Origin of the sequence: Candidatus Binatus sp. (genome assembly GCF_030646925.1) — a bacterium.
Classification (GTDB): Bacteria; Desulfobacterota; Binatia; order Binatales; family Binataceae; genus Binatus.
The window spans coordinates 25,458-51,596 of the sequence record NZ_JAUSKL010000109.1; the positions used below are offsets into that span (position 1 = coordinate 25,458).

Here is a 26,139-nt window from a genome sequence, read left to right on the forward strand (position 1 = left end):
TCAGGTCTTGGTCGTGCCCGGCTCGAGCTCGACGCCGCACGGCACCAGCACTCGCACCACCATGTTGTAGAAGGCTACGTTCTGCACGAGTTCCATCAGGCGGCGCGTATCGAGAAAATTTTTGAGCGCATTCCAGGTTTGATCGGTGACGCGAACGTTGCTCGTCGCCTCGACCGCATAGCGCATCACGGCGCGTTCTTCATCGCTGAAGAGCGGCGATTTCTCGAAGTCGGCGAGCGCCTCGAGTTTTTCGCGCGCAACACCAACTCGGCGCGCGAGATTCCAATGATGCACAAATTCGTACTGCGCATCAGCCAGCCGTCCGACCGTGAGCAGCGCCAACTCGCGCAACTTCGGATCGAGCTCGGTGCCGTTCCGGAGTTCGCCGCCGAGCGCAAGGAAGCGCCGCAGCAGGTTCGGCGTATGCGCCAGCGTGCGGAAGATATTGCCCACGACGCCGCCGCGCTCGCGCGCCAGGTTCTCGAAAATTTCGCGGTCGCCCTCGGCCAAATCCTCAAGATTCAAATACGGTACTCGCGCCGCCATCGCTGAGCCTCCTGCCGCTTAGATGATGCTTACATGGCGACACTAAACGAGCGATCGCAAAGTTCGCAAGCGCGCAAAAAGAAAAGCGGCGATGCGCTATCCCGCACCGCCGCTCGTGAGATCATTGGATTCCGTGTGCGGCTACGCGAACAGCATCTCGGACATCGCGCCGCCCGGCGGAATCATCGGCATCACCGCTTCTTCCTTCGGGATCACGACGTCGATCAGCACCGGCCCCGGCGTCGCGAACGCTTCCCTCATCGTGGCGACGAGGTCCTTCGACTTCTCGACACGAAAGCCGTGCGCGCCGTATGCATCCGCGAGTTTGACGAAGTTCGGCACCGACATCGTGGAGTAGGAATAGCGCTCGGCGTAGAACTTCTCCTGCCACTGGCGCACCATCCCCAGGACATAATTGTTCAGGATGATCACCTTGATATCGACGCCGTACTGCACCGCGGTGCCGAGTTCCTGGATGTTCATCTGGATCGAGCCGTCGCCCGACACCACGACCACCTTCTTGTCCGGCGCCGCGAAGGTCGCACCGATTCCCGCCGGCAGCCCGTAGCCCATCGTGCCGAGTCCGCCCGAGGTCAGCCACGAGCGCGGATGCTCGAACGGGAACATCTGCGCCACCCACATCTGATGCTGCCCCACGTCGGTCGCGACAATGCAGTCGCCCTTCGTGATGTTATGCATCTCGGCGATCACGTCATGCGGCGACACGTCCTCGCCATGTTTGCCATTCTCGTAGAGTGGTTTCTCCTTCTTCCACTGGAGAATCTGCTGATGCCATTTCGACCACGCCACCCGCCGCCGCGCGATACTCTCCCGATTCTTGATCAAGGAGAGCATATCGCCGAGCACCGACTTGATATCGCCGACGATCGGAATATCGACCCGCACATTCTTCGAAATCGACGACGGATCGATGTCGATATGAATGATGGTTTCGGCCTTGGGCGCGAACTCGGAGATTTTTCCGGTCACGCGATCGTCGAAGCGCGCGCCGACCGCGATCAGGCAATCGGTGTTGCACACCGCGGTGTTGGTGCCATACGAACCGTGCATCCCGAGCATCCCGAGCCGCAGCGAATCCGACGCCGGATACGATCCGAGTCCCATCAGCGTTTCGGTGACGGGAATCCCGAGTCCGTGAATCAGTTCGCGCAGTTCGGGCGCCGCGCCGGACCATTGCACGCCGCCGCCCACATAAAATAAGGGAGTCGAACTTTTTTCGATCGCTTCGATCGCGCGCTCGATCTGCCGCGGATTGCCGCGAATCGTCGGCTTGTAGCCGCGCAACTCGATCTTGTCGGGATACTTGAAGACGTGCTCCGCCATCTGCACGTCCTTCGGCAAATCCACCACCACCGGCCCGGGCCGCCCGGTGCCGGCGATATAAAATGCTTCCTTGATAATTCGTGCGACGTCCTTGACGTTCTTCACGAGGAAATTGTGCTTGGTGCAGGGCCGCGTGATGCCGACGAAATCGACTTCCTGAAATGCGTCGTTGCCGATCATCGCGGTCGAGACCTGTCCCGACAGTACGACCATCGGCGTCGAATCCATGTACGCGTCGGCGATCCCCGTGACCGCGTTGGTCGCGCCCGGCCCCGACGTCACGATCACGACTCCCGGCCGTCCGCTGACGCGCGCATAGCCCTCGGCCATGTGCGTCGCGCCTTGCTCGTGGCGGACCAGTACGTGCTTGATCGGCGAGTCCAGCAGCGCGTCGTAGGTCGGCAGGATCGCACCGCCGGGATAGCCGAAGATGGTGTCCACGCCTTCGGCGATCAAGCTCTCGATAACGATTTGTGCTCCCGTCAGTTTTTTCATTATTTGACCGGCTTCCATGGCCGAATTGAGCCTTCCAAGGTACACCAAGCGCCGATAGCGGCACAACTTATGCCCCGCGATGCTCGCCTGGATCAGTCAGCTAAGCTTGCTCGATGAAAATCCGGATTCTCGAGCGCGCTCAGATCATCCCGCTCCCGCTCGACGAGACGTTTCGCTTCTTCTCCGATGCGCGCAATCTGGAACGACTGACGCCGCGATTTCTGAACTTCAAATTTCTATCGACGCCGCCCGAGGTGATGCAGACGGGCACAATCATCGACTATCAGATCAGGCTGTGCGGCGTGCCAGTCCATTGGTGCACGCGGATCGAGGCGGTCGAACCGCCGCATCGATTCGTTGACGTGCAGGACAAAGGTCCGTACCGATTCTGGCGTCATACCCACACGTTCAGGGACGCCGGCAACGGCACGACGGAAATAAAGGATCGCGTCGAGTATGCGATGCCGCTCGGGCCGCTCGGCGAATTCGCGCATCGATTGTTCGTCGCGCGGAGCTTGCAGCAGATTTTTGATTTTCGGAGCCGCGAACTCGTCGCGATCATGCTCGCGGACCGCATCACCCAATCGATGCCCTAATCCGCGCCTCGCTTCATACTTGCGCCCGCCGAGGACCGGGCGACCTTCTGTCATTCCCGCGCGTGGCTGCCGCGCGAGGAATCCCGGCTCCGATTAAGCATCGCGGTTGTTCGACACGCTTGAGCGATCGCACAACCTCTGCGTCAAACTCTTTGTCATTCTGAGCGTAACGAAGAATCCCGGATCTTTTTCGGGGCTTTTGTTCACGCGCCGACTGCACCCTCACCCGCCTTGTCGCTAACGCGCTTCGGCGGCCTCTCCCGCAACGAAGCGGGCGAGGCAAATTCGCGCCAACTCTAAGACAAGCGAGGAATCCCGGATCCTTTGCTGTGTCCCACGTGGTTTAGGGTTCCCCGTGGCACAGGCTTTAGCCTGTGCGTCTCCTGCGATCAGAATGACAACGCTTGCCGCGTTCGCTCGCTGCTGAAATTCATAAACCTCAGTAGTGCGATGGCGGAGCGAAAACACCGCCGCCAAGCTCCGACGACGTCACCTCGAAGTTCTGGCCTAGCGCAGCGAACATCCCGTGAATCGTCATCGTCTGTCCGGGTTCGATTTTATCGAAGACGTTGGCATCCACGCCAGTGACCTTGAAGTTGGGACGGTACTGGCGGACGAGTTGCCAAACGTCGGGCCATCGAATCCGATTGTTCGGATCGTCCACGTAGGCGTCCTTCAGGATGAACTTGTAGATCTTGGCGCCGACACCCATCGTGACGACCTGCTTGTTGCCGTAGATTTCGCCAGGCCCCGGCTTCTCGACGATTACCGTCGTCGGCAGCGGCATCCCCATCATGCCGAATTGCGCTTGCGCCGCGGACGCGAGCACGATCGCGCACGTCACCACGATCGCGGCGAGAAAATTCTTTGATGCTGGGATCCTCATAATGCCGCTCCGATGGCTCCTGCCTCAAATCATAGGTGCCGCGTCCATCGCCAGGCAAACTACATTTTTTGCGAGCGTAGCTTGGTCAGGCCAATCGGACCGGAGGCTCGCGCGCGTGAGTACGCCGCTATGCCAGACTGCGTTCCTCGCCGTCGCGGCTCGCGATTGAATCCGCTCGCGACATGTCCCTGATGCGCGCCTGAAAATGTGCCGATGAATTCGGCGGGGTCGAGGCCTCGTCTCGCGCGAGGTGGCGGAAGCATCCGAAAAAATCGACGAAATCCTGCCGGCTGCCTCTCACCCGCAGGAGCCCCTCTTCAACTGCGCGTTCGGGACTGAGCTCTCCCCGCGCGACCAGGGTCCAACTTTCCGCGCCGCAATAGATCGTCAAATCCGGCTCCGCCAGATTGCCCTGTCCGCTGATGCATCTGCCGTCCTTGATCTCGATGTAATAGCTGCCGGGTTCGCCCGACACCACGAACTGCGCCGAAAGCGCGTGAGAGCCCGCGCCATTCTTCCTGAACAGAAACGGCAACCCCATCACGAATGTCTCGGCCGGAATCGTCGCGAGTCCCATCCGATAAATAAAAGCGGCCGGAAACGCGCTGCTCAGAGGTCCAATCATCGCAACGATCAGGTACATCGGCCAAATCGCAACTGCGCTCGACTGCCACAGGAACGATGCCGCCGCGAGCATCGCAAACGTGATTCCCCAGGTGGCCGCGACTGCTTTCGTCGCGCGGGCGAAGGCGCCGCTCTTCTGCAGCCAGGCCGGATACGCGCGCTGCATCCAGTAGGTCGTGAATGGCTCACCGCCGAAGAGTTGCGGCAGCACCGCGACCGCCGCGCCCGACGCATACAGCCACGCCGTCGCGTGACTCACGAACTCGTCGATCATCCCGGAAAGCGCCGCGACCTGTCCGCCGAACAGGAACACCAATACTGCGATGTCGAACGTCTTGGTCTCGCCGGCGGCGCTCGCGGCAAAAAGATAGATCACCTCGGTCGCCTGTCCGAGCAACAGCGACGGGATGAAGCCGAGGTTCAGTACTTCGAGGCCAAGCGCAAAGGCCAGCACCGACAGCGCGCTGCCGAAATAGTAGAAGAAGCCGCGCCAGATGAATCCATGCTGCGCTCTCGCCGCATCGGCGCGATCGGCCAGCGAGAGCGATACCTCGGCCGCGGTCCCGCCGCCCGCGCCAGCGTGCAACGAAAAGGTCGCGTTCTCTCCATAGAAGGCGCGCAGCCGTTCGCGCAGATTCGATAGTCCGACGCCCTCGCCCGGTTTGCGGCTGTTGCGGATTCGATCGATCCCGACGCCGTCGTCTTCCACCCTGATGCAGAGTGAATCGTTCTTGCGCCACGCCGCGATCGAAATCGTCCCCGCGCAGGTTCCGTTGAGCAGTCCATGGCCCACGGCGTTTTCAACCAGCGGCTGAATCAACAGCGGCGGCACGTGAATCTCGCCGACGTCGGGCGCGATATCCGTATGCACGCTGATTCGATTCCCCGAGCGCGCCTTCTCGAGCTCGAGATACGACGCCACCGCGGCCAGCTCCTCGCTGAGCGGCGCCATCCGCGCGCGGCTCGCGCCCAGCGAGTAGCGCAGCACGCCCGCCAATTGCAGGATCAATTTTTCCGCGCGCTCGGGCTGAACCGCGGCAGCTTCCGCGATCACGTTGAGCGAGTTGAAGAGAAAATGATGATTGAGCTGGCTGCGCAACGCCTCGAGCTGCGCGGTCAGCGCCAGTTCCCGGAGCCGGAGCTGCTCCTGGCTCGCGCTGTCGAGCGACAGTCCGCCGAGGATCATGTACAGCGTCGCGCCGCAGATGACGATCACGTTCACGATCATCGGCGAGTGGGCGAACTGGCTCGCAACGTCCGGCTGCACGTCGCCGAGATACAGCCAGATATAAAACGAGGCCAGCATCCCGTAGCCGAACAGCACGATCCCCAGCATTAGCTGGACCAGCAGCCGCAGCAGCAACACCCCGCGCAGCCGCGGCATGATCCATCGCCACGCAGAGAACGTGATCGCCGCGAACACCGCAGCGTTGATCAGGTGAAACTTGGTGTACGGCACCGTAGCCGGCGCCGCCTTGCCGATCAGCCACGCGCCCAGCAAATCGAGCGGGACGTTGAGCATCCCCGCGACCAGCGCAAATACGATTTGTAGATACAGCAGGATGCGATTCGATGCGGGCCTGGCGTTGAGATCCTTCATCGGTAATTGCGCCCTAGCTCAGCATCTCGCTCAGCAGCCTGGCTTGCCGGCGGCTGACTTCGATCTGTTCGCTCGGCTCGAGCTGGCTGAAGCGCACCACGAAGCGGCCGCCGAACCACGGATGAATCTCGCGCACCAAATCGAGATTAACCAGGGTCGATCGATTGGCGCGAAAAAATCGCCGCGGCTCCATCAATTGCTCGAGTTCGCGCAGCGACCGCCGCACCGCGAGCCGCCGGCTGCGCAGCCGCGCGTACACGTCGTCGCCCTCCGCGATGAAATAAAAAATCTCGCCCGCGCTCGCCAGCACGATATGCTCCCGATCGTGCAGCGCGATTCGATGCGCGCTGCTGCCGCCGCCGCCAATCCTGCGCAGCAGATCCTCGAGATTGAGCGGCGGCTGTTCGCTCTGGATTTTTGCCCGCACCCGCTCCAGCGCGGTATCGACCCGCCGCTGCTCGTACGGCTTCAGCAGAAAATCCACCGCCTCGACCTCGAACGCCTCGATCGCATACGAATCGTACGCCGTCGAAAAAATCACGTGCGGCCGATCGCCGAGACTCTTCAAAACTTCGAGGCCGCTGATGTCGGGCAGCTTGATATCGAGCACGAGCAGGTTCGGGCTGGTGCGCTCGATTAGCGCGATCGCCTCGTATCCGGTCGCGGCCTCGCCCACGATTTCGACATCGTTGTGTGCCTTGAGAAACCTGATGATGCGCGAGCGGGCCGGCGCTTCGTCCTCGACGATCAGCGCGCGGATTTTGCGTAACTGGTTTTTTGCCTGTGCCTCATGCATCGATCGTTCGAGCCGAGAGACGACAATTAGCAGCGGTCAGAGCTATCTGTCCACGCAGTTTCGCTACGACGCCAGCTATTTCGGATGAATGGCCGCTAGCGCCGCTTGAGCGGCGACTTCTGTGTGCCGAGTGGCAGCCTGTCGAGCGGCTGACGATCGCGCCAGTGAAATCGCGTTGCCGAATTTGAGCTGCACTCATTGCTTCGCCGACCGGCGCTCAATATCGACCGATCATCTGTGCGCCGCGACCGATTGGCCATCTACAAGTTGTTCGAGTCACCGTAAACTCATAGGCTGGTAGGCAATATGATGACTCGATTCGTTGCGATTTTCGCGACCGCGCTGGCGTTACTGAGTTTTGCTGCGGCCCCCGTGCGCGCGCAGGTCAAACCGGGCGACTTCATCACCAAGGACAATGCCGCCAAGGTGCAGAATCTCGTCAGCCCCGGCAACTACGTCCTCGTGCAGAACGGGATGACGATGAAGGTCATCGCGACCAGCAAGCTCGATTGGCCGCCGCCGTTCAAGACCGCGACCGAGAAATATTCGCCGCAGGTGAAATTGGATGCCAATGGCGAGCTGAAGAATTACGTCTCCGGCCAGCCGTTCCCGCTGCTCGATCCCAACGATCCGCAGATGGCGACCAAGGTGATGTGGAATTTCAGCTATCGCCCGCTCTACAGCGACGATATCGACATGCGCTTTCCTGAAGTCGCGAGCTTCGACAAAAATGCCGCCGGAGCGCCGCTCAGCTTTTTCACCGTCGGCCACTTCGCCTTCTACAACAATATCGGACGCATCGAGGTACCGCCGGTGCCGACCGATCCCGACGCCGCGCAGAGCGGCGTGCGTTACCGCTTCGGCTATTATCCTTTCCTCGAACCGTCGGGCCTGCGCGGTTACGGCCTGCTGCGCTTTCGCCACATCGATCCCAAGATCGAGGACAATGTCTGGGTGTTCAATCCCTCGTCGCGCCGATTGCGCCGTCAATCGGCGGCCGCGCTCTCCGACGCGATCGGCGCGCTGCCCGGCTTTGCCGGCGCCGGTGGCGGCGGCGGACAAGCATCCGCCGGCTTCAGTTCAGGCGGCGGCGGCTCGGCCTTCGCCAGCACCCTCGACCCTGACTCTTACTTCGGCTTCTCCGCCAAGATCGAGGACTACAGCTACAAGTTCCTCGGCGAGAGGGAGATGCTCGCATCGGTTCATGCCGAGCATTCGCCCGAAGTGCAGTGCCCCACCGACGGCGGCAAAACCATCTGCCCCGAGAATTGGGAACTGCGTCACGTCTATGTGATCGAGGCCGACATCAAGCCAGGTGTCGATGCCACCATTCCAAAACGGGTGCTCTACATCGACTCGGAAGGATGGTTCATCACCGCCTCCGATCAGTACGATCGCGAAGGCAAACTGTGGAAGACGCTCACGACGTTCCATACCTATCGCGACCGCCCGGTGCCCGACGCGAAGATCGCGATCTATCCCTACAAGCGGATGTTCCAGCTCGGCCTCGTCGATTACGATCTTCAGACCGGCTTCAGTTCGGTCGTCTATATGCCCGGCGCGACCGCGCCCGATCGCGAATGCTGGTATATCGACATGGGCACCGTGGACAACGCGTTCTTCTCGCCACAGGCCTTGCAGAACTCCGGCCACTAGCGCAAGTTTCCCCACGCCTCCGCCGGCGGACCCCCCTGCCCGCTCTGATTAACTCCGGTGGATGCGTCGCGGGGCGCTGCTCGATGCAGCGCCCCGCTAATTTTTTACCCTCAGCGTGCGTCGTCAGGACTTCGCGCTCCACTTGTCCCAATGAATCACCTTGCTCATCGGCTTGCGCTTCACACGCTCGAACGGACGCGCCGGCCATCCGATCGGCACCATCGCGGCAAACTTGATGTCCTGCGGCATCCCGAGCAGCTCACGGATTTGCTTCTCCGCGACCATCTGAAACGTCGTCATCGTGGTCCCCAGTCCGAGCGATCGCGCCGCCACCAGCAGGTTCTGCGTCGCCGGATATAGCGTCGACCAGACGAACGATTCCTGCGGCGCTTGCGGCGGATAGCACACCGGCCCGCACACGAAAATCAACGCTGGCACCGTGTCCAGCGATTGCACCAGGAATTTCGCATCGTCGAGCATGCGATGCATCTTCGATTCGGTCGTAATCGCCGCGAACATCGCCTCGATCGGCGGCGCAATCAGGTCGCGGATTTTTTTCTTGAGGCCCGCATCGCGCACGATCACGAAATCCCAGCCCTGGCTGTTGCCCGGACTCGGCGCCCGCGTCGCCGCATAGACGACCCGCTCGAGCAGTTCCTGCGGCACCGCGTCCGGCTTCAGGCGCCGCACGGCATTGCACGTTTCCATCAGTTCGATCGTATTCAGTTGCTCCGCCATGGCTGCGTCTGCGACCTCCTGCTTGTTTGGTGATTAACCCGCTCGCTTCGTTCCGATACTGTGACGCGTGCGCGGCGCATGCAAGCCTGCTTCAGCAGCAACTCGACTTCTGCGCCTGAGCCGCATCGGCCGCGGCGTTCGGTACGCAGCACGCACCTTTCGACGCCTCTTCGGTTGGGGTCTTGCTTTCATGAAGCGGGATGCAGCAGGCCTGCTTGGCCGCGAGTTCCTTCATCGTCGTCTCTTCGCCGAAGATTGGTATTTCACCCAAGGTATGAAAATGCTCCCACGCGAGGCCTTGCGGATCGACGACCCAGTACTTGTTCCCTTTCGCGTAGCAGCACGCGACTTCCTTCTCCGCCAGCACTTTCGAGCCGGACGCGTGGTCGGCGCGCTCGCCCAGTTGCGCCAGTTCCAGCTCGTCGTCGGCCTGAAAGCCCAGATGATTGATGCCGGGCTTGTGACCGCGCGACGAGATCGCAAAGTTGAGCCGCGGATCCTCGAGCATCCACTTCGCGTAGTCTGCGCGCTCGACCGCCGGTTTCGCGCCGAACAGGTCCGAATAGAAAATGATGCTGTCGCCCAGGTTCTCGACCGCAACGTGCACGTGAAACCGTTTCATCGGAAAAACCTCCTCACCGTTTGACATTACGTTATGATAGTTCTATAAATCTAAAACTATGAAGAAGTCAAGCGTCGTCGCCGCGCTCGGCGCGCTCGCGCAGGACACGCGGCTCGAGATCTTTCGCCTGCTGGTGCAAAAGGGCCCGGCCGGATTGCCGGCCGGCGAGATCGGTGAGCGCCTCCGCCAGCCGCCGCCCACGCTCTCGTTCCACCTGAACCAGCTCAGATTCGCGGGCCTCGTGACTTCGCGCCGCGAAAGCCGCTCGATCATCTACCGCGCAAATTTCAAGGCGATGAATGAACTGCTCGCCTACCTCACCAGCAATTGCTGCGAAGGACGCCCCGAACTGTGCGCCCCGAATTCGTTCGTCCCGCTCGCGGCAGTCAAAGTTCCATCCGCAGCAGCGCGCAAGACGCGCAAACACGGAGGCGCCTGATGGCGCGGCGCGAATTCAACGTACTCTTTCTATGCACCGGCAATTCCGCGCGCAGCATCATGGCCGAATGCGCGATCCGACGATGGGGCAAAAGCAAATTCAACGGCTTCAGCGCCGGCAGTCATCCCAAGGGCGAAATCCATCCGATGACCCTCGATCTGCTGAACGAACTGAACTACGACACCTCCGCTTTGCGCAGCAAAAGCTGGGACGAGTTCGCGCGCGCCGACGGCCCGCAGCTCGATTTCGTCTTCACCGTATGCGACCAGGTTGCGGGCGAAGTCTGTCCGGTCTGGCCCGGACAGCCGATCACCGCGCACTGGGGCGCAGCCGACCCGGCCGCGTTCGCTGGACCGGCGGAGGCGACGCGCAAATTCTTTTTTCGAATCTATCGCGAACTCGAGAATCGAATAAAAATCTTCGTGAGCCTGCCAATCGAATCGCTCGATCAATTCACGCTCGAAAAGCGTGTGCACGAAATCGGCAAGATCGTGCCGCGCGATGAACGCTGATTCCCGCTAGACGCGATTCCGACTCTAGTCTTCGACAGGAGCAACTATGAGCGCGACCATGACCGCGACCCCAATGCCTGTACTGCGCAGGCTCTCTTTTCTCGATCGCTACCTCACGCTCTGGATTTTTCTCGCAATGGCCGCCGGCGTCGCGCTCGGCAACCTGTTCCCCGGTATCAAGGCCGGCTTCGATCGCATGAGCGTCGGCGCCACCTCGCTGCCGATCGCGATCGGCTTGATCCTCATGATGTATCCGCCGCTCGCCAAGGTGAACTACGACGAACTCGGCGACGTGTTCCGCAATTTCAAAATCCTCGGCCTGTCGCTCCTCCAGAATTGGATCATCGGGCCGATCCTGATGTTCGCGCTCGCGATCATTTTTCTCCGCGATCGCCCCGAGTACATGGTTGGCCTCATCCTGATCGGCCTTGCGCGATGCATCGCGATGGTTATCGTGTGGAACGATCTCGCGGACGGCGACGCCGACTATTGCGCCGGCCTGGTCGCCTTCAACTCGATCTTTCAGGTGTTGTTCTTTTCGATCTATGCGTTCGTTTTTCTGACTGTTCTGCCGCGATGGCTCGGGCTCAGCGCCACCATCGTTCACGTCACGATCGGAGAAATCGCCGCCAGCGTAGGGATCTATCTCGGCATCCCGTTCGTCGCCGGATTCATCACCTGGAAAACGCTGACCAGCTTGAAAGGCAAACTGTGGTACCGGCAGGTGTTCGTGCCGAAGATCAGCCCGCTCACGTTGATTTTCCTGCTGTTCACGATCGTCGTGATGTTCTCGATCAAGGGCGCGGCGATCGTCCGCCTGCCGCTCGACGTCGTGCGCATCGCGATTCCGCTGCTGCTCTACTTCGCGATTATGTTCGCGCTGTCGTTTGCACTCAGCCGCCGCGCGGGCGCGAACTATCCGCAAACCGCGACGCTCTCGTTCACCGCGGCCTCGAACAATTTCGAGCTGGCGATCGCGGTCGCGGTCGCGACCTTCGGGATCGATAGCGGCGCAGCTTTTGCCGCCGTGATTGGTCCATTGATCGAAGTGCCGGTGATGATCGCGCTGGTCGATGTCGCGCTCTGGACGCGCGGCCGAATGTTCGAGCCATCCGCGCGCCGCGCCACGGCCGCGTGAACGCAAATCGAGGATCGCGGCGAGTGACCGCCTATAGCTGGAGCACGAACTTGATATCGCCGAGGCGCAGTTGGGTTCCCGCGCTGACGAATGCCGACCCCTGCACCTGACGCTCGCCGACGAAACTGCCGTTGGTCGAGTTCAAATCCATCAGTTCGAAACCGCCGTCGCGGCGCATCAGGCGCGCATGCTGGCGCGAGACGCTCGCATGCGGAATCACGACGTCGTTCTCCTCGCCGCGCCCAATTGATATTTCGTCCTTCATCAACGTGTATTCCGCCGGCACCGGATCGATGTGATCGACCGCGACCAGGCGCGCGCCGCGCGTCACGCCTGCTCCGCGCGGCGCGGTCGCCGGCGATGATTGCGGCGGTATCGGCGCCGACGCTCGCGATATCGGCCGCGGCGCCGGTCCTGCCGCCGGCCTCGGTATCGACGGCCGTCCCTGCGCCGCGACGATTGCCTTCAATTCTTCCGCCGAAACTCCGAAGCGCATCCGCGACAGCCCGAACAGCCCGAGCATCGCGATCAGCGGCACCGCGAGATTCCACCAGTTGAACGATAACTGCCGGAGACCTGTGCCGGCGCCGTTCTCGGTCGTCGCGCCCGAATCATCGGGAATGTTGATCGCCGCCCCGCCGAGTCCGCGCACCTGGTAGGAAGTCTCCGCTGCGCCGTTCTGGCCGTTGTAATCGATCTTCAATTCGACCGAGCGATTGGTCCCGTCTTCGATCGGCCGCGGCGTGCGATACGTCAGCGAATACTCAGTCGCAATCGAATGACCGATCTCCCGCACCAGCGACGGAAACCGCCCTTGCTCCGTGACGATATTGTACGAACGCCCATGCGTCGCATCGACGATCTCCTGGTACTCCGGCGCGATAAATGGCGGCGGCACCACGGCGTACAGCGTGAGCCCGTTTTTCTTCAGCATCGCCGCGACTTCGGTCCCGGTCAGATTCGTCACGTCGGCGCCGTGTGCGTGATGATCCCAGTACGACTGGTCGTGGGCCGTGTTGGCCGATCCATCGCCGGCGTGATGCGGCGGCGCGTCCGTCACCAATATGATGATGCCCTCGGCTTCCGGCCGGAATGGAAACTTCGACGCATACGCCAGCGCGTCGAGCTCATCCTCCGGGATGTCGCCGCCGCCGCCCGCGTGCAGGCTGCCTACCCAGTCGGTGAACGTCTTCACGTCGGAGGTGAACTTGTCGCGATACGCGCAGTTGCAATCAGCTTCCTTCGAGATGACGTAGTCCTCGAACGTGACCAGTCCGAGCCGGTAGTCGCGGCTGTTCGCGTGCAAATCGTGCGCGAACGCAATCACGTTCTGCTTGACCGCGTCGACGTACGGCTGCATCGATTCGGTCACGTCCATCACGAACACGATATCGACCGGACGGCCCTGCCCAACGCCGCGGAAATCGAGAATCTTGGCGAGCTTGCCGTCCTCGTAAACCTTGACATTGTCGGGTCGCAGATTGCCGACCGGATTGCCGTTCGGATCGGTCAGACCGAAATCGAGTTGCACGCCGCCGTCGGAATCGAAATGTTCGAGCCGCGGATTTCCAATCGAGATTTTGAGGTCGGCGGCCGCGCGCGATTTCCCCGGCGAAAGGCAAAGCAATACCAACAACACCGCCAATGCCGAAGGTGCGATTCGATAGCAAGCATCCATAACTAACGCTGATTCTCCGGATCGGATGGCCGATCAGTCAAGCACCATCCTCGAGCCGCGCACCTCGACGCGCGCGGGTTATCTTGTGTTCGCACACGTGTTAGGTTATCCCAATCCCTTATCCATTTCTCGGTCCCATGGATTCAGAGTGAAAGTAATACGTGCGTATCGGACTGTCCGTCGCCTGATTCCATCTCTTGTCCTTGCGGCCTTGGCGATCGTGATGGGCATCGGCGGCTCCGTGGCCGAGGCCAAAATCGGCCAGAAGGGTTCGGTGGAGGTCGGGTTCGTCGGGGTTCCGCCGCCGGGATTTCAGAACGCGCTCCTCAACATTACCGGAGTGCGAATCAACACCAACGCCAGCGCCGGCCAGGGCGACCGCAAGTGGCAGACCATTCCCATCCCTTCGGGCATCGCCAGTTCCGGCGGCAAACCCGGCGATCTCCAGATCGATCTGAATACGATTCAAAACATTCCCGAGCTTTTCAATCGCGCCCCGGTCCGCGGCGGCAACTACGTGATCGCGGAACTGCTGCTCGACTCGAGCAACCCGGGCACTCTGATTCCGAACTGTCCGAATGCCGGCGCTAACGAAGGATGCATCAACTATCCGATTCAACTGCAAAACGCCGGCTCCCCGATCACCGCGGCGATTACCAGCGTGTCGCCGCAGAAAAACGGCCTCGCGCTGCTCGTTTTGAAACTGCAACTGACGATCGTCCAGAGTCCGGTGGTCTCAGGCGATCCATATCTCGTGAATATCGCGATGAGTTCGCCCGACCCGAGTCAGACGCTCGCGACCCTCTCGGGTACCGTTGACACCGGCACCTCGACCAGCACCGGCAAGAAGAAAAAGATTCGTCAGCTCGCCGTGAACGTCCAGCAGGTCGGTACCGGCAGCACGATCATCAGCGTTCCCGTGCTTAACAAGTGCCCCAAGGGCGGACCCAAGGCGCCCTGCTACGCGATCGGGCTCCCCGCCGGCGCCTCGTTCGGCAGCTACTATGACTTGGCCGTCGCCGGCGGAACCGCCACCTACGCGGCCACACGCACGCCTGCGATCACCGCGGGCAGCACGCCTACGTTCAATTTCGTCGTCAAGGGCGATCAGAAAGTCGGCTCCATCAGCGGCCAACTGCGGGATAACTGCACGCTGAACCCGCTCACCGGCGCGACGCTGCAGGTCCTGATACCGCCCAACAGCAACTCCGACGCGGATTGCTTCGCGAACCCCGGCGAATGCGTCGTCGTCGCGACCGCCAACAGCGATACCAACGGCAATTTTCCGCTGCCGGGCACTGTCTCGACGCCGTCCCAGTTCAGCAGCATCCCGATTTTGTCGTCCAGCGCGCCACCCTACGCCCTGATGGTCTCGATGCCCGGTTACGATTCGGTAGTCGTGCCCGCAGTCCCGGACGCCACCAAAAAAGGCGGCACCTGCACGATCGACGACGGGGACGGCCCGTGCGATTTCCTGCTCACCTCGGCAATCATCTCCGGGACCGTGACGATTTCGACGCCGCCGACCGGCGAGACGACGATCGTCCAGGTCTTCGCCGAGGATCACGCCACCAACAAGATCGAGAGCGCGCTCCTGATGCCGCTGGTGATGCGCGGTCCGATCAACAGCGCGCCATTCAACCTGAATGTGCCCACATCAGTAGCGAGTTTCGATTTGTTTGCGACTTCGATCGACACGTTTCAGGGGGTTTCCGATCCTTACCAGGGCCATACGATCGAAGTCGTCAGCAGCGTTCCGCAACCGGGTCCGCCCACCGGAGTGCAACAGTGCAAGACGTCGGCGCCCGTCACGATCGGACCGCTCGATTGCATCGGTCATGGCAGCGTCACCGGCAACGTCGCGAATGCCGACCTCGGCACGTCGGTTGTCCTGTCGAAGGACGGCGTCCAGATCTCGGTGACGCCGGTGCAGAACGTCGCACCCAACAGTCCATCGACGAACAAATATTCGTTCTGCGCGCCCGCCGATAGCTACGTGCTCGAGCCCTTCGAGCTTCAAACGCCGACGCCCGGCACGGTGCCGATTTCCGCGCCGACCTCGGCCGCCACCGGTCACACTGCAAGCATCGCGATTCCGCCGCCGCCGACGATCGCCGCCAGTCCCACGGGCTCGCCGACGCCGAGCATCTCATGCCCCAGCACCTGCGCGCATCCCGACGGTTCGTGCCCCGGAGTTTGCCACAACGTCGGCAAGCAGTTGTCGAAGTGATGCTTAATCGAGTCGTTCGCAAATCGGCGCGCGCAAGCTTGATTTTCGCACTCGCCGCCATTCTGGCATCGAGCGGCGCCTGCAATAACAGTCTCGGCGGATTCTCCGGTGCGGTCGGCAAAACCCCCAAAGTGGCGCCGGTCGCGTCGTTCAAAATCCTCGGCACCGAGGGCGAAGCGTTCAGCGCGGTGGTCAGCAACAAGACCTCCTCGTGGCAGATCTCCGGCAACGTTCCGATGGACGTCGCGATCGTGAACAATCTCACTCCCGACCGGATGGTCGCCACCAAGCAGAGCAGCGACAACGGCATCCTGAGCGTGCAACTGATCAACGGCGCGAAAGTGATCGACGTCGCCTCGACCACGCAACCGTTCGGCGTCGTCTCGGTGCAATCGGGCAAACCCCGCTCGATCGCGCCGGCTGCGAATCCCGATCTCAGAATTTTTGTGAGCGGTCCCGCCGGCGAGCGATTCTCGGCGCTGATCGAAGACCTGCACAAGGGCTTCGTGGTCGACGATCGCGCGCCGGCCCTGTTCCTGTTCGATTCGCCCAACGGCACCGTGACCGGGACCTTCGATCAAATTCAAAATTTCGGCGCGTTCGAAATCTCGATGTTCCTGAACGGAGAGTTGGTCGCGACCGCCACCGGCGCGCCGCACGTCGTCATCCAGCAACCGTGATCATCTGTCTGCTTGATCCTCGCCGGGCGCTACTGGTTTCTACATGAATGGCCTTCTTCTCTGATTCGATTGGCCAATTTGAGATTTGCATCGTGTTGCCCGATAATTCCAGCATGAAAAGTATGAAGGCCCGCGTCGCTGCAGGCGGTCGGGTCACCATTCCCAAGCGGCTGCGCGAAAGCCTTGGAGTGAAGCCCGGCACGGTGCTGAAATTCAGCGAGGAACGCGGGCGTCTGATCGCAGTAAAAATTGGCAGTTCCGATCAGGTGGGTGAAGTCCAAGGACACCTCGGCACAAGGATCCACACCGATGCTGTCATAACACAGCTTCGCCGCCGGCTGTGATCGCTGCCATCGATACCAACGTTCTGCTAGGTGTCTTCAGCGCCGATCCAGAATCTTCGCCTTCATCTGAACTCCGGTCGGCTGACCGTGCTCATCCGCGACCCCGGCTTCTACCGTCTATCCTGATGAGACCGCAAAGTAGCTACCGGCGAGGGTGGCAACTGGTATCTTGTACGAATTGGCGTGATAGAGTCAGTCCAATCAGTCGTCCCACGCCCGCCAGGTTTGACAGCCCGCGGCATTCGTCATACTTCCTCAATTGAAAATTAACCAATGCTTCGAGAGGGATGGATCACGCTGTCCCGCCGCTGAATTTGCCTTATGAGATCAATCTTGCGCCGGGCCGTGTGGATAGTGGTGATTGTGATGGTGGCGTTGGCCGCGATACCCGCTTATCGCTATTTTCGCTACTTCGGTAATCACGTCTCGACCGACGACGCCTACGTCGACGGCACCGTCGCGCTGGTTTCGTCGCGCGTGGCCGGCACCGTCACCAACGTCTATGTGCAGGACAACTGGACCGTTAAGGAAGGCGACCTCCTGCTGACGCTCGACCCGCGCGACTTCGAGGTCCGCGTCGACCAGGCGCAGGCGCAACTCGATCGCGCCAAGCAATCGGTGGAGGAACTGCTTGCGCAGGTCAAAGCCGCCGAGGCCGGCGTCTCGCTCGCCGGCTCGCAGTTCCATCAGGCCAAGATCGATTTCGACCGCGCCAAATCGCTGAGAGACCAGGGGGTCGTCTCGAGCGCCCAATACGATCAGGCCAGCACCGGACTACGCATCGCGAGCGCCGATCAGGCTCTCGCGCAGCATCAACTGGCGCAAGCCAAAGCGGCTCTCGGCTCGGAACGGGCCGATCACTCGCGCTACGATCGCCCGATCGTGCGGCAGGCGCAGGCCGCGCTCGAAGCTGCCAAGCTCGATCACGCGTACACGAAAATCACCGCGCCATTCGCCGGAATCGTAACGCACAAGAGCGTCCATGTCGGCCATCGCGTGCAGGTCGGCGAGCCTTTGCTCGCGGTGGTGCCGCTCGGCAAGCTCTACGTCACCGCCAATTTCAAGGAGACGCAACTGACCGAGGTGCGCGTCGGGCAGCCGGCGGAAGTCGAGGCCGACATCTATCCCGGCTACGTCTATCACGGCCACGTCGATTCGATCAGCATGGGCACCGGCGCGGCGTTCTCGCTGCTGCCGCCGGAAAACGCCACCGGCAACTGGGTCAAAGTCGTGCAGCGGGTGCCGGTCAAGATCGTGTTCGAATCGCAGCCGCTGCCGGACAAGCCGCTCCGGCTCGGACTCTCGGTCGAGGTCGCGATTGATCTCGGCGATCGCAAGGGCACGCTGATTTCGTCGATCGTCCAGCGCAAGTTCCAGAAAAATGGCGAGACGATGCCCAACGAAACGCTGAGGACGTTGCCGATGCCCGAAACGGATTCGCAGCAGGAACCGGGCGCCCGGCCCAGCGCCGCGCCCGACGATCAGCACTTCCTGGATCGCCTGATGCGCCGCTAGCCGAATCGAACTGACCAGCGTGTTTGATTCTTCCGAGATTCAACGGCGGCTCGGCGCCTATCTCTCGGCGCCGGCCGAGCAACTGCGCGTGCTCGCCAGCGGATGGGAGACGACGATCCTCGAATTCCGGCTCGCCGCGGAGTCGCAATCGATACCGTCGCTTCCCATCGCGGAGCCGATCGTGGTCCGCTTCTACCAGGGCTCCGCCGCCGACGCGAAAGGCGCGCGCGAATTCACCACGATCGACCGCCTGTCGCGCGCCGGCTACTCGGTACCAACACCGTACGCCTTCGAACCGGATCGCGAGGTGCTCGGCGCACCCTTCATGATCATGCAGCGGCTCGCAGGCGGTCCGCTCTTCGCGATCAAAAGCTTCCCGCAGGCGTTCAAAACATTTTCGCTCGGCTTCTTCGCGTTCGTGCGCGCGCAGGCCCGATTGCATCGGCTCGACCCGGGCAGCGTCGGCCTGCGCGACATCCCGCACGCGTTCGCTCCGCACCACGCCACCGAATCGCCGGCCGCGGAGGTTCCGCTACTCGATCGGATGCTCGCGATAATCGTCGAGCGCGTCGAGGAAGGACCGCTGCCCGGTCTGCGCGACGCGCTGCGAACTGTGACCGAACGCGCCCATGTGTTCCGCGCCAGCAAACCCACGCTGGTGCATATGGATTATCATCCGCAAAACGTGATGGTGAAAAATACGCGCGTCACCGGCGTGATCGATTGGGTCAACACCGACGTCGGCGACCGCCATCTCGACGCCGCTACGACGGCCGTGATCCTTGCCACGTCCGCGATGGAGCATCCGCGATGGATGCGCGACAACATCGTCGGCAACGGGCTCCGCGCGAACTTCGCCGCGATGTATCTGCCGCTGTACCACGCGATGGCGCCGCTCGAGCTCCAGCGATTTCGCTACTGCCAGGCGGTCGCCGCATTGATGCGGCTCTCGATGCTCGGCATGATGGCCACGCGCGGACCCGAGTCGGTCGGCTTCCGCGCCGAGGCGATCCGCGAAGTCACGCCCGGCGTTGTCCGTCTGCTGAGCCGCTACGCATCGCGCAAAACCGCCGTCGCCGTCCGCCTCGACTTTCCCCACTGATGTCGAGTGTGCTGGCGTCGGATGAGTGAATGGGTCGGGACCGCATCTTTCAACGCGCTCAACGTCAGCGCATCGGTCGTGCCGGTCGGAACCGACGCGCGTCCGTCATCCTGAGCGATGGCTGCCGTCTTATTCCCTCGCCCGTTATTTTACGGCAGAGGAGGCCCGCCGCTCTGCGGAGGGTAGGTGAGGGTGCTGGATCGCGTACCACAGAAACAATCCATGATCTTTCGACTCCGGCAGCCTCCACTCAAGATGACGGAGAGGATAGCCGTCGCTCAGGATAACGCGATGCCAGCGCACTCAGGATGCTCCCGCTCTTACCTATCGCCTGCTTAACAGCATCACGATCAAGACGATCAAGAGTATTCCGCCGATGCTCAATCCTCCCACAGGTCCGTATGCGTAGTAACCGCCGCCGCCGCCAAATAGCAACAACAAGATCAGAATCAATACCACTGGTGACATGAAGCCTCCTCGCGGGTCGTTGTCCTAGGTTCCTATCAGTCGAAAATCGTCGCCCTCGAAACAGATAGGCGCTTCCCTAATTCCGACTAGCTTCTTCGCGAGGGAAACTTACCGGGGATAGTTAGGCGCGCAATCTAGTTGGATACTAACAATGCAGCTTCATCCAACGAAGTAACTTGCGCCGCTATCGATGCGATCCGACAGGCACGTCTCCCAATTTGCTGCCGGCTGAAATCCGGGCATCAGTGGCACACCGATTTGCACTCAACTGGTGATTCCCGGTGGCCCCAGCGGGCGGTTGAGCGGGGTCTATAAAGCGGGCGAAAAAACTGACAGTCACTATTACCGCCAGTCAGCACCCTTGACGCCAGCCTCGTACCGCGATAGCGACGATAGCGAATCAGCCATCGCCGACGATCATTTTTCATTCCTTCTGCGCTGAGCACCAAACCTGGAGGGAGGGTGTTGGACGGGACGGGGGATGAGTAGTCTCTCAGTCACCTCAGCCGGATGTGGAGACTCCACCGGTGGCAGCAGCTTTGTAATTGGGGACAACGGCAAGGTCGTAAGCACTCGACTGAAATCGGTAGCCAATTCACCGAGCATAGGCATTGTCAGTTCTCTCGTTCGAACGCGCAAGCACAGGCGGCTGCGATGTTCGGCGGCACCAGTTCGCCCGCTCAACGGGACATATACCAAGCGGTAAGGAAATTGATTTCAACTAAACTGACAGAGAGGAGGATATGAACGGAGGTGAAACCTTGCGTTCCATGGCAGTTTCACGACAATTGCGGGCGACAGCCCGCAGAGTACCGGCCTTATCGGGACCGACGTGGTGGGAACTTTCGAGGGCGGCTATCTGTCCACGATTTTTACCGGTACACTGCTTGGCACGCCGACTCAGCCGACGAAAGGAAGTATCGGCACGATCGACTACATGTGTGACACGAGCGGCGTCTGTCCAGGCTATGTGGATTGGACGACCTTATATTTCAGTTCGACCACCGACTTTGACCTTGCTTGGTGGGGCTGGACCTACCACGGGGGCCTTAACGGAACCTGGGTCAATGCAATCTCGGGAAATAGCGGTGACATAACCGGGGATTGACCCCGCGAGTGGTGATCAGGGCGCCGCGAGTAGACGGCGCCTTGGTCCAGAGGGCTGCAAGCCAGATGTTGAGGAACCCCCGGCGGATCGTAGCAAGAGTTGGCCCCCTCGCCCCCGCCTTGAGCGCTCCGGCACCATAATCGCCTCGCATCGAGCGAATAAAAAACCGAGGCACAGGGATTTCACAGCCTTTGTCCCCCATAGCCGTGTAGACACGGCCCTGATTGGCGCTCAGAGGTCAACCGGGAGCCTACTTAGAAACTACCTTCCTGGCTAATTTTTCTAACAGCGCTGAGCGCGCATCTGCTTTTATTGCGATTCGGCCCTGTGGCCCGAAGTCGGCTTCGCGTCACCCCAGGAAGCTTGAAACCCGTGAGGGGTTTCAAAAATGTCTGGCTCTGGTTCTGCTTCCGCTGCTGCCGCGATGCCTAGAAGGGGATGTCTTCGTCGTCCATCGGCGCCGTTTCGTCGTGACCGCCGCCCGCGCCTGCGCCGACGCTGGCGCCGCGCGCACGGCCTCCGCCGAAGTCGCCCGCGTCATCACCCGCCGCCGGACCGCGCGAACTCAGAAACTGCACGCGCATCGCAACGATCTCGGTGACCTTGCGCTTGCCGCTGCCGTCCTTGGCCTCGTATTCGCGATAGGAGATGCGGCCTTCGATGTACACCGGGCTGCCTTTCTTCAGATATTGGGCGCACATCTCGCCTTGCTTGCCCCAGACGATGATGTTGTGCCAATCGGTGCGGTCCTGGCGGGCGCCGGATTTGTCGGCATACGATTCCTTGGTCGCGATCGAAAAATTCGTCACCGAACTGCCCGAATTCGTGTATCGCGTTTCGGGGTCGCGCCCGAGATTGCCGATCAGGATAACTTTATTTACTGACGCCGCCATCGCTCACCACCTCTTATCAGAAAACGCTAATCTCCATCCTAATCCAACGCAAGCCGCTAGGCGAAAGCCTGTCCACACGCGCGAATCGTGCGCAAGTCAGCTTTCACGAAGGTTTTTACCACTATATAATTCGCGTGGGTGCGGGGAGGTCAGGACAGGGTGATGGCGGCAGGCACTGCTACGGCCCCAGTGAGAATAGTTGCCCTCGGCGGGTTGGGCGAGATCGGTCTCAACCTGATGGCGGTGGAATGCGCCGGGCGTGCAATCGTGATCGACTGCGGGATGATGTTCCCCGACGAGCCGGCGCTTGGAATCGGCGCGTACGTTCCGCGGATGACGTGGCTCGAGCAGAGTCATCTGACGATCGAGGCGGTGGTGCTGACGCACGCGCACGAGGATCATATCGGCGCGCTGGCGCATCTGCTTCGCCGCTTCAATGTGCCGGTTTACGGCACCGACGTCACGCTCGCATTCACGCGGCGGCGGCTCGCGGAATCGGAACTCGACGAGAAGATCGATCTGCGGACGATCGCGCCGCGCGACGTTTTCGCGGCGGGGCCGTTTACGATCGAGGCGATCAGGGTTACGCACTCGACGCCGAATTCGATCGCGCTCGCGATTCGCACTCCGGCGGGAATCATAATTCATAGCGGCGATTTCAAGATCGACGACGCGCCGGTCGATGGCGAGATGTTCGATCGCGAGCGTTTCGCGCAACTTGGCGCGGAGGGCGTGGCGCTCCTGATGTCGGACTCGACCAACGTCGAGCGGCCGGGGCGATCGGGATCGGAGAGTTCGCTAAAACCGATTCTGCGCGAGCTCACGTCGCGGGCGCGCGGGCGATTTTTTCTGTCGGCGTTTTCGTCGCATCTGCATCGGATACGCCAGGTGGTCGAGGTGTCACGCGAGTTCGGGCGTCGCGTGGCGCCGCTCGGGCGGCGAATCGCGGAAAGCGTGCGGCTCGGGATGGAGATCGGTCAACTGAATTTCCCGCCCGGGATGTTCGTCACGCCGGACGAAGCGGAATTTCTCGAACCGCATCGGCTGAGCTACCTCGCGAGCGGCAGCCAGGGCGAGCCGATGTCGGCGCTGGCGAAGCTCGGCGCGGATTCTCATCCGCGGGTTCGGATCGAGCACGGCGACGTAGTCGTGCTGTCGTCGCGATTTATCCCGGGCAACGAGCGCACGATCAACACGCTGGTGAATCGCCTTTATCGGCAAGGCGCGGAAGTGGTTTACGACGCGGTCGCGCCGGTGCACGTTTCGGGACACGCGAGCCAGGACGAACTCGCCGAGCTGATTACGCTGACGCGGCCGAAAAATTTCATTCCGATTCATGGCGAGTATCGGCATCTGAGCCGCCACGTGTCGCTGGCGATCGCGGCCGGGATTCCGGAGCAGAATTGTTTCCTGCTCGAAGACGGCGATTCGATTGTGCTGAACGGAACCGGCGCGCGCCGCGGCGCGAGAGTCGATGCGGGCCGCGTGATCGTAGAAGGCGTCGATGCGGGCGACATGAGTTTGCTTGGCGAACGGCGGATGCTTGCGCGCGACGGCACTGTGACCGCGATCCTGGTGGTCTCGGCGCAAACCGGCCGCATCCTGATGGGGCCCGATCTGGTGTCGCGCGGACTGGTCAGCGGCAACGGAACTTCGGAGCATATGCGTCGCGCGACCGACGAAGTGCGGCGGCGCCTGGGGGCAATCGGCGGTCCATTTCGCGCGAACGAGTCGCGCGTGAAAGAGGAAATCGTGCGCGCGATACGCAACTACTTCAGCGACGAGCTGGGCAAGCGGCCGCTGGTGATTCCGTACGTGACGGAGGTCTGATCGCCATCGCGCGCAAGGAAAAGACCCCGGTCGATTCGCCGCCATCCGCCGCGCCGCCGATTGAGGTGGTTGAGACTCCGGTACCGGCGGATTACAGAATCCCGCGCGAGCTATCCGCGCTCGCGATGCTCGCGTTTGCAACCTTCGGGACGGTCAGCCTGGTGAGCGTCGATCTCGGGCGCGCGCCAAATCTCGGCGGTCCGGTGGGTGCGTCGATCGCGGCGGCGCTCGGCGAAATCGCGGGTTACGAGGCCTATGCGATCATGATTTTGATCGCGTGGCTCGCGGCAAGAGTGTGGAGCGGCGCGGCGGCTGGCACAATTGCGCGGGAAATTGGCGGCGGCGCGATTCTGATTGTCGCGATCGCGACGGCGGGCGCGCTCTGGAATCTGCACAACCTGCGAATCGGCGGATTGCTCGGCGTCAAGCTCGCGACGGCGCTTAACGATTCGCTGAATGTCGCCGGCGGATCGATCGCAGTGGCGCTCGCGGTAATTTGCGGGCTCGCGCTGATGTTCAAGCGTGCGCCGACCGAATTGGCTGCGGGCGTCACGAAACGCATCCGCGCAAATTCGCGGCGCGAGGTTTTCGAGTTGACCGACGGCGATCGCACGCGCGATCCGATTTCGCTCGGTCCCGGCGACGAGTACCGCAATGGCTTCGACGAGCGGCCGACGCCGCTCAAGGTCAAGCTGCTCGACCTGCGGGATATCGCGGCGGCGCGTGACAAGCGCGATCGTGCACAGGCGTCGAAGCCGCGCCAGAAGGGGGCGTACAAAATTCCGCCGCAATCGCTGCTGGATCTGCCGCCCGCCGAGCATGCGCAAGTCGATCAAGGCCAGCTTGAGCGGAGCGCGCGCGTGCTCGAGCAGAAGCTGGCGGACTTCGGCGTCGAGGGGCGCGTGGTCGAGGTGCAGCCCGGACCGGTCGTCACGATGTACAAATTCGAGCCGGGGTCGGGAATCAAGGTGAGCCAGATCGTAAATCTCGCCGACGATCTCTCGATGGCTCTCAGAGCCGCCGCGGTGAGAATCCAGGCGCCGGTGCCGGGCGAAGCGGTGGTCGGAATCGAAGTGCCGAATCGAAAACGGGAACGCGTTTATCTGCGCGAAATTCTCGAGGCCGAGGAATTCACGGCGGCGCAGAGCCAGCTCACGATCGCGCTCGGCAAGGATATCGCAGGGCGGCCGGTGGCGGCGGATCTCGCCAAGATGCCTCATCTGCTGATCGCGGGCGCGACGGGCACTGGCAAGTCGGTATCGATTCACACGATGATTGCATCGATCCTGTTCAACGCGACCGCCGACGACGTGCGGCTCATCCTGGTCGATCCGAAGATGCTCGAACTTTCCGTGTATGAGAACATTCCGCATCTGCTGGTGCCGGTGGTGGTCGATCCGCAGAAGGCGGCGTCGGCGCTGTTGTGGGCGACGCAGGAGATGGAGAGCCGCTACTTCAGGATGCGCGAGCTTGGCGTGCGCAATATCGACGGCTACAACCAGGCGCTCGCGTCGGGCGCGCCGATCGCGCAACTCAAGCTGGCGGGACAGAGTATTCCCGCGTCGGACGATCCGAATCAGCCGGCGGTGGGAGCGATCGAGCATCGCAAGCTGCCGAAGATTGTGATCGTGATTGACGAGTTGGCGGACTTGCTGCTGAGCGAAGGCAAAACGGTCGAGCGCGATATCACGCGGCTCGCGCAGAAGGCCCGCGCCGCGGGAATTCATCTAATCCTGGCGACGCAGCGGCCGTCGGTCGATGTGATCACGGGACTGATCAAGGCGAACCTGCCGGCGCGAATTTCGCTGCAGGTGACGTCGCGCGTGGATTCGCGCACGATTCTCGATTCGATCGGCGCCGAACGGCTGTTAGGCGCGGGTGATATGCTGTTCATGCCGCCCGGGAGCGCGAAGCTCAGGCGTCTGCACGGGCCGTTCGTCGGCGAGCATGAGATTCGCAAGCTCACCGATTTTTTGCGCGAGCAGGGCGCGCCCGAGTACCGGATGGAGATTCTCGATACCCGGCGGCCGGGCGAAGACGACGCGGCGGGCGGCGGCGGCGATTTTCAGGACCAGAACTACGACGAAGCCGTGCGGATCGTGCTCGAGAGCGATCAGGCGTCGATCTCGATGATCCAGCGGCGGCTCAGAATCGGCTACAATCGGGCGGCGCGGATGGTCGAGCAGATGGAGCGCGAGGGAATCGTGATGCCGGCGGATGGCGCGAAGCCGCGCGAAGTCCGCAAGCGCAGCGCGAACTAAGTGGGCATTGAAGCGCCGGCGACCGGCTTCGTCCAATC

22 protein-coding genes are annotated in these 26,139 nt (G+C 61.7%); 12 read left to right on the forward strand and 10 right to left on the reverse strand.

Features of this window, described 5'->3' with window-relative positions:
- Both Q7S58_RS19115 and ilvB read right to left on the reverse strand, forming a co-directional pair.
- Positions 1 to 546: a carboxymuconolactone decarboxylase family protein gene (locus Q7S58_RS19115; protein WP_304829787.1), complete on the reverse strand. Its 546-nt coding sequence runs from the start codon at positions 544 to 546 to the stop codon at positions 1 to 3.
- 141 nt (positions 547 to 687) lie between these two features.
- Entirely contained in the window at positions 688 to 2,385 is a 1,698-nt protein-coding gene (ilvB, locus tag Q7S58_RS19120; protein WP_304829791.1) for a biosynthetic-type acetolactate synthase large subunit, read from the reverse strand.
- Between the two features lie 113 nt (positions 2,386 to 2,498).
- Here ilvB and Q7S58_RS19125 point away from each other — a divergent pair, with 113 nt between their 5' ends.
- Complete coding sequence (locus Q7S58_RS19125; RefSeq protein WP_304829794.1) at positions 2,499 to 2,981, forward strand: SRPBCC family protein; 483 nt, start codon at positions 2,499 to 2,501, stop codon at positions 2,979 to 2,981.
- 439 nt (positions 2,982 to 3,420) lie between these two features.
- Here the strand turns inward: Q7S58_RS19125 and Q7S58_RS19130 are convergent, their stop codons facing one another.
- From Q7S58_RS19130 to Q7S58_RS19140, 3 genes are all read right to left on the reverse strand, one after another.
- Positions 3,421 to 3,867, reverse strand: a complete 447-nt coding sequence (locus Q7S58_RS19130; protein WP_304829797.1) for a hypothetical protein — start codon at positions 3,865 to 3,867, stop codon at positions 3,421 to 3,423.
- 127 nt (positions 3,868 to 3,994) lie between these two features.
- A complete protein-coding gene (locus tag Q7S58_RS19135; RefSeq protein WP_304829800.1) occupies positions 3,995 to 6,091 on the reverse strand; it encodes a histidine kinase in 2,097 nt (698 codons plus the stop codon).
- A gap of 13 nt (positions 6,092 to 6,104) precedes the next feature.
- On the reverse strand, positions 6,105 to 6,887 hold the full coding sequence (locus Q7S58_RS19140; protein WP_304829803.1) for a LytTR family DNA-binding domain-containing protein: 783 nt from the start codon (positions 6,885 to 6,887) through the stop codon (positions 6,105 to 6,107).
- Positions 6,888 to 7,193: 306 nt separating this feature from the next.
- On the opposite strand from Q7S58_RS19140, the gene Q7S58_RS19145 reads away from it, so the two are divergent.
- Positions 7,194 to 8,543, forward strand: coding sequence for a DUF1329 domain-containing protein (locus Q7S58_RS19145; protein WP_304829806.1), 1,350 nt, complete (start codon positions 7,194 to 7,196; stop codon positions 8,541 to 8,543).
- Between the two features lie 123 nt (positions 8,544 to 8,666).
- Here Q7S58_RS19145 and Q7S58_RS19150 read toward each other — a convergent pair whose 3' ends face one another.
- Positions 8,667 to 9,281 carry a nitroreductase family protein gene (locus tag Q7S58_RS19150; RefSeq protein ID WP_304829809.1) on the reverse strand — a complete coding sequence of 205 codons (615 nt, stop codon included), beginning with the start codon at positions 9,279 to 9,281 and terminating at the stop codon, positions 8,667 to 8,669.
- A gap of 91 nt (positions 9,282 to 9,372) precedes the next feature.
- Complete coding sequence (locus tag Q7S58_RS19155; RefSeq protein ID WP_304829813.1) at positions 9,373 to 9,903, reverse strand: ArsI/CadI family heavy metal resistance metalloenzyme; 531 nt, start codon at positions 9,901 to 9,903, stop codon at positions 9,373 to 9,375.
- A 58-nt stretch (positions 9,904 to 9,961) separates the two neighbouring features.
- On the opposite strand from Q7S58_RS19155, the gene Q7S58_RS19160 reads away from it, so the two are divergent.
- Genes Q7S58_RS19160 through arsB form a run of 3 tightly spaced genes read left to right on the forward strand, consistent with a single transcriptional unit; the run spans position 9,962 to position 11,992 of the window.
- On the forward strand, positions 9,962 to 10,342 hold the full coding sequence (locus tag Q7S58_RS19160; RefSeq protein ID WP_304829816.1) for a helix-turn-helix transcriptional regulator: 381 nt from the start codon (positions 9,962 to 9,964) through the stop codon (positions 10,340 to 10,342).
- Complete coding sequence (locus Q7S58_RS19165) at positions 10,342 to 10,854, forward strand: arsenate reductase ArsC (protein WP_304829818.1); 513 nt, start codon at positions 10,342 to 10,344, stop codon at positions 10,852 to 10,854. The genes Q7S58_RS19160 and Q7S58_RS19165 overlap by 1 nt, the downstream gene beginning before the upstream one ends.
- Before the next feature lie 58 nt (positions 10,855 to 10,912).
- On the forward strand, positions 10,913 to 11,992 hold the full coding sequence (gene arsB / locus Q7S58_RS19170) for an ACR3 family arsenite efflux transporter (RefSeq protein ID WP_304829821.1): 1,080 nt from the start codon (positions 10,913 to 10,915) through the stop codon (positions 11,990 to 11,992).
- 31 nt (positions 11,993 to 12,023) lie between these two features.
- Here the strand turns inward: arsB and Q7S58_RS19175 are convergent, their stop codons facing one another.
- Positions 12,024 to 13,670, reverse strand: coding sequence for an FHA domain-containing protein (locus tag Q7S58_RS19175; RefSeq protein ID WP_304829824.1), 1,647 nt, complete (start codon positions 13,668 to 13,670; stop codon positions 12,024 to 12,026).
- 223 nt (positions 13,671 to 13,893) lie between these two features.
- Here Q7S58_RS19175 and Q7S58_RS19180 point away from each other — a divergent pair, with 223 nt between their 5' ends.
- From Q7S58_RS19180 to Q7S58_RS19200, 5 genes are all read left to right on the forward strand, one after another.
- A complete protein-coding gene (locus Q7S58_RS19180; RefSeq protein WP_304829827.1) occupies positions 13,894 to 15,900 on the forward strand; it encodes a hypothetical protein in 2,007 nt (668 codons plus the stop codon).
- Positions 15,900 to 16,580 (forward strand): hypothetical protein, encoded by a 681-nt coding sequence (locus Q7S58_RS19185; RefSeq protein WP_304829831.1) that lies wholly within the window; start codon positions 15,900 to 15,902, stop codon positions 16,578 to 16,580. The genes Q7S58_RS19180 and Q7S58_RS19185 overlap by 1 nt, the downstream gene beginning before the upstream one ends.
- Before the next feature lie 47 nt (positions 16,581 to 16,627).
- Entirely contained in the window at positions 16,628 to 16,924 is a 297-nt protein-coding gene (locus tag Q7S58_RS19190; RefSeq protein ID WP_304829833.1) for an AbrB/MazE/SpoVT family DNA-binding domain-containing protein, read from the forward strand.
- 333 nt (positions 16,925 to 17,257) lie between these two features.
- The gene (locus tag Q7S58_RS19195; protein WP_304829837.1) at positions 17,258 to 18,439 is read left to right on the forward strand and encodes an HlyD family secretion protein; all 1,182 of its coding nucleotides are present in this window, start codon (positions 17,258 to 17,260) and stop codon (positions 18,437 to 18,439) included.
- A gap of 19 nt (positions 18,440 to 18,458) precedes the next feature.
- A complete protein-coding gene (locus tag Q7S58_RS19200) occupies positions 18,459 to 19,541 on the forward strand; it encodes a phosphotransferase (protein ID WP_304829840.1) in 1,083 nt (360 codons plus the stop codon).
- Positions 19,542 to 19,865: 324 nt separating this feature from the next.
- On the opposite strand, the gene Q7S58_RS19205 is transcribed toward Q7S58_RS19200, so the two are convergent.
- Complete coding sequence (locus tag Q7S58_RS19205) at positions 19,866 to 20,009, reverse strand: hypothetical protein (RefSeq protein ID WP_304829843.1); 144 nt, start codon at positions 20,007 to 20,009, stop codon at positions 19,866 to 19,868.
- A gap of 1,536 nt (positions 20,010 to 21,545) precedes the next feature.
- Positions 21,546 to 22,010, reverse strand: a complete 465-nt coding sequence (locus Q7S58_RS19210) for a single-stranded DNA-binding protein (protein WP_304829846.1) — start codon at positions 22,008 to 22,010, stop codon at positions 21,546 to 21,548.
- A 189-nt stretch (positions 22,011 to 22,199) separates the two neighbouring features.
- On the opposite strand from Q7S58_RS19210, the gene Q7S58_RS19215 reads away from it, so the two are divergent.
- A complete protein-coding gene (locus Q7S58_RS19215; protein WP_304829849.1) occupies positions 22,200 to 23,840 on the forward strand; it encodes a ribonuclease J in 1,641 nt (546 codons plus the stop codon).
- A gap of 65 nt (positions 23,841 to 23,905) precedes the next feature.
- Positions 23,906 to 26,101, forward strand: coding sequence for a DNA translocase FtsK 4TM domain-containing protein (locus Q7S58_RS19220; protein ID WP_304829853.1), 2,196 nt, complete (start codon positions 23,906 to 23,908; stop codon positions 26,099 to 26,101).
- Positions 26,102 to 26,139: the final 38 nt, after the last annotated feature.